The organism is Geodermatophilus sp. SYSU D00703 (assembly GCF_054050155.1).
Genome location: NZ_JBJGYU010000048.1, coordinates 23,534 through 30,519 on the forward strand (window position 1 = coordinate 23,534; position 6,986 = coordinate 30,519).

A 6,986-nucleotide genomic window follows, 5' to 3' on the forward strand; every position below is an offset into this window, starting at 1 on the left:
GTCCACCCAGCAGTGGGTGGCCACTCGTTGCCGGCTGCCCCCGCCCGACCTCACTGTGACTCGCGTCACTCGAACGGGTCAAGTGGGGTCCGGCGTGTCGTCCCGGGCCCCCGCAATGGGCGTGTCACCCGACGCGGCGGAGCACCTCGGGGCCGAGTTGGTCGACCGCGGTGTGCCCGGTGAGCCCGAGCGTGAGGTCGAACTCACCCAGCACGTCGGACACGACCTGGCGCACGCCGGCCTCCCCGCCCAGGCCCAACCCCCACGCGAACGGCCGGCCCAGCAGGACGGCGCGCGCACCCAGTGCCACCGCGATGAGGACGTCCGCGCCGCTGCGCACCCCGCTGTCGAGGAGCACCGGGGCCCGGCCGCCGACGGCCGCGACCACGTCCGGGAGCGCGTCCAGCGCTGCCACCGAGCGGTCCACCTGGCGCCCGCCGTGCGTGCTGACGACGACGCCGTCCACCCCCTGGTCGAGCGCCCGCCGCGCATCGTCCGGGTGGAGCACGCCCTTCAGCAGGATCGGCAGGCGGGTGCGGCCGCGCAGCCAGGCCAGGTCGTCCCAGGTGATGGACGGTCGGGAGTAGATCGACAGGAACGTCTCGACGGCGGCTCGCGGCAGCGGCGAGCGCAGGTTGGCCAGCAACGGCCCGGGCCAGGCCCGCGCCATCCCGACCAGCGCCCGCACCGCGGACACCGTCGGCCGCGGCTGCCGGTCCCGCTGCGCCGTGGCACCGGGCTCGGTGGGCGCCGGCGCCGCCGCCCGCTCCTCGACCAGCCGCCGGAACACCGGGTCGCAGGTGTACTGCGCGATGCCCTTGCCGAGCGCGAAGGGCAGGTGCCCCAGGTCCAGGTCGCGCGGGCGCCAGCCCAGCATCGTGGTGTCGAGGGTGACCACCAGGGCCTCGCAGCCGCTGGCCTCGGCCCGCGCCACCAGGCTCTCGACCAGTTCGTCGGACGTCGACCAGTACAGCTGGGACCAGCGCGGCGAGGACCCCATCTCCGCGGCGCACTCCTCCATGGACACCGACGCCTGGTTGGAGAACACCATCGGCACGCCCAGCCCGGCCGCCGCGCGCGCGACCGCGAGGTCGGCCTCCGGGTGCACCAGTTCGAGCGCGCCCACCGGACCGAGCAGCAGCGGGGCGGGCAGCCGCCGTCCGAAGAGCTCGACCGAGGTGTCGCGGACGCTCACGTCGCGGAGCACCCGCGGGACCACCGCCCACCGGTCGAAGGCCGCCCGGTTGGCCCGCTGGGTGGCCTCGTCGCCGGCGCCTCCGGCCACGTAGGCGTACGCGCGGGCGCTCAGGTGGGCGCGCGCCCGCCGCTGCAGGGCCCGCGCCGCCGTCGGGACCCGCGGCCGCCGGCCGTACACCCCGGCGCGGTAGACCTCGTCCTGCCGACGTCGGCCGGTACCCGCCGCTGAGTCCACCCGGCCACCGTAGTGAGCGCCCCGTCACAGTTCCGCCACGGCCCAGGACCGGATTTCTCGCGACACGCCGCCGCGACACGCGCAACCGGTCGGTAGAGCCACTCCACCGGGGGTTCGCGCAGGTCATCATGGGGTCCGCGCACGACGCATCGGGGATGCGGCGGCGTGCAGGAGTTCCAGGGGGAAAGTGCACGTGCCGGTCCTCACGCGGCCAGGTCGGCGGGCCGGCCGCAGCGTCCCCCTCTCGGTCGGCGTGTGGACGGTCGGGCTGGCGGCCGTCGTCGTCACCGCCGGGATCGCCGGTGCGGCACCCGCGCTCGCCGTCGACGACCCCACCCGGCCCGACGCCCGCGTCACCCACGGCCCGAGCTGCCGTCCCGGCGGGGTCGTCATCGAGGTCACCGGGGGCACCGTCGCCTACGCCGTCACCCTCGCCACGACCCGGCAGCCGGCCGGCGAGGCCGTCGCGGAGGTGGCTCCCGGCGCGGTCGTGGTGCTGAGCACCGGGGAGGTCGACTGGGGCGAGACCATCGACCCCCTGCTGCGGTACGCGGCGCTCGACGGCTCGGGCACCGCCTTCGTCGACGAGCTCGACGGCTACAACTTCACCCGGCCCGCGGCGGAGGACTGCGCCGCCATCGCCGCGCCGCCCGCCGCTGCCGAGGTGCCGTCGCCGGGGACCCCGCCGGTCGCGCTCCCGGACGGCGGTCCGCTCGAGCCCGGCGGGGTCGAGCCGGCCGCCGTCGACGCCGCTCCGCGGGAGGCCGCGGCCGGGTCGCCGCTCCCGGGGGACGACGGCGTCGCGTGGCCGGCGCTGGCGGCGGGCTTCGCGGTGCTGGCCGGGGCGGCCGGGATGGCCGCCGTCTCCGGACGCCGGCGCGCCCGGCCGCAGGCCTCCCCGCCGTGCGGTCCGCCGCCTCCCGGGAGCGCCTGAGCGCTCCGTCGGCGACCATGGAGGGGTGCCGCGCACCGAGGACGCACTCGCGCAGGACCTCCCCGCCGACGACGTCCCGCCCGACGCCGCCCGCCTGCCCGGTGCCGCACCACGCCCCGCCGAGACCTGGCTGCGCATCGTGCAGGTGCACGACCGCATCACGCGGCGCGTCGACTCCGCCCTCCACCGCAACCACGACCTGTCCCTCACCGGCTTCGAGGCGCTGCGGCGGATCGCCGACGCGCCGGACGAGCGGGCGACGATGGGAGAGGTCGCCGAGGCGATCGGGCTGTCCCGCGCCGGGGTGACCAGCACGGTCAGCCGGCTGGTGGCCGACGGCCTCGTCGTCCGGGAGCGGACGGCGGGGGACCGGCGCCTGCTGCACGCCCGGCTCACCCCCGCGGGGCGGGCGAAGGTCGAGGAGGCGGCGCCCACCCACGACGGGCTGGTCGCCCACCTGCTCACCCTCCTGGGTGACGACGCGGCCGTCGTCACCGACGCGCTGGCCCGGGTCTCCGCCGCGGCGCGATCCCGCCGCTGAGAAAGGACCCCGCTACCCCCGCCACTCGTCGAAGGACCCCGTTCTCCTCACGCCTCGCACGCTCGGCGCGAGTCTCGGAACGGGGCCGGGGACCCTGCAGGGGGCCGGGCGCACTCGTCCGGGGGACACTTCAAGCCCGTAGTGTTTCCCGGGTCCCCGGTGCGGGCAGGACGCGATCATGCAGGTGGGGATCGAGGAGTGCTCCGTGGTCGTGCCGACGGTCGGCCGACCGTCGCTCGACGTGCTGCTCGACGCCCTCGCCCAGGCTCCCGGTCCGCGCCCGGCGGAGCTGGTCCTGGTCGACGACCGCCCGTCCGGGGCGCCGCTGCGGCCGGAGCGGCCCGGGCTGCCGCCGGTCCGCGTGGTCCGCACCGGCGGCGGGGGCCCGGCGCGCGCCCGCAACCTCGGCTGGCGCACCGCCCGCACCGAGTGGATCGCCTTCCTCGACGACGACGTCGTGCCCGACCCCGACTGGTACGAGCGGCTCGCCGAGGATCTCAGCGCGCTGCCGGCCGACGTGGCCGGCAGCCAGAGCCGCGTCCGCGTCCCCCTGCCCGAGGGCCGCCGCCCCACCGACTGGGAGCGCGGCACCGCGGGCCTGGCCGCCAGCTCCTGGATCACCGCCGACCTCGCCTACCGGCGCTCCGCCCTCGCCACGGTCGGCGGCTTCGACGAGCGCTTCCCGCGGGCGTTCCGCGAGGACTCCGACCTCGCCCTGCGGATCATGGACACCGGTGCCCGGCTGACCCGCGGGCAGCGCCGGATCACCCACCCGGTGCGGCCGGTGGACCGCTGGGTGAGCCTGCGGGTCCAGGCGGGCAACGCCGACGACGTCCTCATGCGCCGCCTCCACGGGCGGGACTGGCGCGAGCGCGCCGACGCCCCGCTCGGCCGCCGTCCGCAGCACCTGGCGGTCACCGCCGCCGGCGTCGCCGCGCTCGGCCTGGCCGCCGCCCGCCGTCCGAGGGCCGCCGCCCTGGGCGCGCTGGCCTGGGCCGCGGGCACCGCCGAGTTCGCCTGGGCCCGCATCGCCCCCGGGCCGCGGGACCGCGCCGAGGTGACCACGATGCTGGCCACCAGCGCGCTGATCCCCCCGCTGGCCATCTGGCACCTCCTGCGCGGCGCGGTGCGGCACCGCCGGGTGCGGCCGTGGAACGGGCTGCCCGACCTGGTGCTGTTCGACCGCGACGGCACCCTCGTCCGCGACTACCCGTACAACGGCGACCCCGCGCTGGTGAAGCCGGTGCCGGGCGCGCGGGAGGCCGTCGACGCGCTGCGCGCCCGCGGCGTGCGGGTCGGCGTGGTGAGCAACCAGTCCGGCGTCGCGCGCGGGCTCATCACCCGCGACCAGGTGGACGCCTGCATGGCCCGGCTGGACGAGCTCCTGGGACCGTTCGACACCGTCCAGGTCTGCCCGCACGGGCCCGACGACGGCTGCGTCTGCCGCAAGCCGGCGCCGGGCATGGTCAAGGCCGCCTGCGCCGAGCTCGACGTCGACCCGGCCCGCTGCGTGGTGATCGGCGACATCGGCGCCGACGTCGAGGCCGCGGCCGCCGCCGGGGCCTCGGCGATCCTGGTCCCCACCCCCGTCACCCGGAAGGCCGAGGTCGCCGCCGCCCCGCGCCGCGCGGACACCCTGACCGCGGCGGTCGACGACGTCCTGGCGGGCTCGTGGTGATGGCCCGCGAACCCGCCCCCCGGCGCACCGTGCTCGTCGCCCGGCTGGACTCGGCCGGTGACGTCCTGGTGCAGGGCCCGCTGGTCCGGGCCGTGGCCGCGGGAGCCGACCGGGTCGTGTTCCTGGCCGGGCCCGCCGGCGCCGAGGCCGCGGGCCTCCTGCCGGGGGTCGACGCGGTGTGGACCTGGTCCTGCCCCTGGGTCCTCGGCGACCCGCCGCCGGTCGACCCCGCCGACCTGGCCGCGCTCACCGACCGCGTCCGCGCCCTCGCGCCCGACGAGGCGGTGGTCTCCACGTCCTTCCACCAGTCGCCCCTGCCCCTGGCGCTGGTGCTCCGCACGGCCGGCGTGCCGCGGATCTCCGCGATCAGCGTCGACTACCCCGGCTCGCTGCTCGACGTCCGCCACCGGGTGGACGACGACCTGCCCGAGCCGGAGCGGGCCCTGTCCCTCGCCCGCGCCGCCGGGTTCGAGCTGCCGCCCGGCGACGACGGCCGGCTGGAGGTGCGCCGGCCCCTGCCCCCGGTGGCGCACGAGCCGGGCTCCCGGGGCCCCTTCGAGCCCGGCTACGTCGTCCTCCACCCCGGAGCGTCGGTCCCGGCGCGCGCGTGGCCCGCACAGCGGTGCGCCGAGGCGGTCGAGGCGCTGACCGACGCCGGCCACCGGGTGCTGGTCACCGGGGGGCCGGGCGAGCGCGCGCTCACCGCCGCCGTCGCCGGCACCCGCGGGGTCGACCTCGGCGGGTCCACCTCGCTGGCGGAGATGGCGGCGCTGCTCGACGGCGCCGCCGCGGTCGTCGTCGGCAACACCGGCCCGGCGCACCTGGCCGCCGCCGTCGGGACGCCCGTCGTCTCGCTGTTCTCCCCGGTCGTGCCGGCCGCGCGGTGGGCGCCCTACGGCGTGCCGACCGTCCTGCTCGGCGACCAGGACGCACCCTGCCGCGGCACCCGTGCCCGCGAGTGCCCGGTGCCGGGTCACCCCTGCCTCTCGTCGGTGAGCGCAGCCGACGTCGTCGCGGCCGTCGAGAAGGTGGTGAGCGCGTGAGGGTCCTGCTCTGGCACGTGCACGGGTCGTGGACCACGGCGTTCGTGCAGGGGCGGCACGAGTACCTGCTGCCGGTCACCCCGGATCGCGGCCCGGACGGGCTGGGCCGGGCCCGCACCTGGGACTGGCCGGCGTCGGCCCGCGAGGTGACGCCGGCGCAGCTCCGGGAGGAGGACGTCGACGTCGTCGTCCTGCAGCGCGTGCGGGACCTGGACCTGGTGCGCGAGTGGCTGGGCCGCGAGCCCGGGCGGGACCTGCCCGCGGTGTTCCTCGAGCACAACGCCCCGGGGCTGGAGCCCGACGACGGGCCGGTCCCGCACACCCGGCACCCGCTGGCCGAGCGGTCGGACATCCCGATCGCCCACGTCACCCACTTCAACCGGCTCTTCTACGACAACGGCCGGGCGCCGACGACGGTGGTCGAGCACGGCATCGTCGACCCCGGCGAGCGCTGGACCGGCGAGCTGGCCCGCGCGGCCGTCGTCACCAACGAGCCGGTGCGCCGCGGTCGCACGGTCGGCGCCGACCTGCTGCCCGGGCTGGCCGCCGTCGCGCCGGTCGACGTCTTCGGCATGGGGCTGGCCGGCCTGCACGAGCGCTACGGCCTCGACCCCGGCCGGGTGGCGCTGTTCGACGACCCGCCCCAGGCCGCGATGCACGCCGAGCTGGCCCGCCGCCGGGTGTACGTGCACCCGGTCCGCTGGACCTCCCTCGGGCTGTCGCTGCTGGAGGCGATGCACCTGGGCATGCCGGTGGTCGGCCTGGCCACGACCGAGGCCGTGGAGGCGGTGCCGGCCGAGGCGGGCGTGCTGTCGACGGACCCCGAGCGTCTCTGGAGCGCGGTGCGCACGTTCCTGCACGACGCGGACGCCGCCCGGCTGGCCGGCAAGGCCGCCCGCGCGGCGGCGCTGGAGCGCTACGGGCTCCAGCGCTTCCTGACCGACTGGGACCGGCTGTTGGAGGAGGTGACGCGGTGAGGGTGGACCTGGTCAGCGAGCACGCCAGCCCCCTGGCGGCGATCGGCGGCGTGGACGCCGGCGGTCAGAACGTGCACGTCGCCGCCCTCGCGGCCGGGCTCGCCGCGCGCGGGCACGAGGTCACCGTGCACACCCGCCGCGAGGACCCGGCCCAGCCCGAGCGCGTGCGCACCGCCGACGGCTACGACGTCGTGCACGTGACCGCGGGGCCGGCGCGGGTGCTCCCCAAGGACGACCTGCTGCGGCACATGCCGGAGTTCGCCGCGGACCTGCGCCGGACCTGGGCCGCGGCGCCGCCGGACCTGGTGCACGCGCACTTCTGGATGAGCGGGCTGGCCTCGGTCGCGGCGGCCGGCACGGGGCGGGCGGGGGCGGGGCGGG

7 protein-coding genes are annotated in these 6,986 nt (G+C 77.9%); 6 read left to right on the plus strand and 1 reads right to left on the minus strand.

Annotated elements, in window-relative coordinates; translation table 11 throughout:
* Positions 1–124 precede the first annotated feature (124 nt).
* On the minus strand, positions 125–1,432 hold the full coding sequence (locus ACI782_RS24730; RefSeq protein ID WP_456912767.1) for an alpha-hydroxy-acid oxidizing protein: 1,308 nt from the start codon (positions 1,430–1,432) through the stop codon (positions 125–127).
* 193 nt (positions 1,433–1,625) lie between these two features.
* On the opposite strand from ACI782_RS24730, the gene ACI782_RS24735 reads away from it, so the two are divergent.
* The 6 genes from ACI782_RS24735 to ACI782_RS24760 all read left to right on the plus strand — a co-directional run.
* A complete protein-coding gene (locus tag ACI782_RS24735; RefSeq protein ID WP_456912768.1) occupies positions 1,626–2,366 on the plus strand; it encodes a hypothetical protein in 741 nt (246 codons plus the stop codon).
* A 25-nt stretch (positions 2,367–2,391) separates the two neighbouring features.
* Positions 2,392–2,907 carry a MarR family winged helix-turn-helix transcriptional regulator gene (locus tag ACI782_RS24740; protein WP_456912769.1) on the plus strand — a complete coding sequence of 172 codons (516 nt, stop codon included), beginning with the start codon at positions 2,392–2,394 and terminating at the stop codon, positions 2,905–2,907.
* Positions 2,908–3,085: 178 nt separating this feature from the next.
* Positions 3,086–4,585, plus strand: a complete 1,500-nt coding sequence (locus ACI782_RS24745) for an HAD-IIIA family hydrolase (protein WP_456912770.1) — start codon at positions 3,086–3,088, stop codon at positions 4,583–4,585.
* A complete protein-coding gene (locus tag ACI782_RS24750; protein ID WP_456912771.1) occupies positions 4,585–5,628 on the plus strand; it encodes a glycosyltransferase family 9 protein in 1,044 nt (347 codons plus the stop codon). Before ACI782_RS24745 ends, ACI782_RS24750 begins: the two co-directional genes overlap by 1 nt.
* Positions 5,625–6,605, plus strand: a complete 981-nt coding sequence (locus tag ACI782_RS24755) for a glycosyltransferase (RefSeq protein WP_456912772.1) — start codon at positions 5,625–5,627, stop codon at positions 6,603–6,605. Before ACI782_RS24750 ends, ACI782_RS24755 begins: the two co-directional genes overlap by 4 nt.
* A partial coding sequence (locus ACI782_RS24760; RefSeq protein ID WP_456912773.1) for a glycosyltransferase occupies positions 6,602–6,986 on the plus strand: 385 nt, incomplete at its 3' end. The genes ACI782_RS24755 and ACI782_RS24760, both read left to right, overlap by 4 nt.

What these genes read in the sequence shown, in the direction of transcription:
- ACI782_RS24745 (WP_456912770.1), top strand. Translation starts at nt 3,086, where the DNA reads ATGCAGGTGGGGATCGAGGAGTGCTCCGTGGTCGTGCCGACGGTCGGC.
- ACI782_RS24750 (WP_456912771.1), top strand. Translation starts at nt 4,585, where the DNA reads ATGGCCCGCGAACCCGCCCCCCGGCGCACCGTGCTCGTCGCCCGGCTG.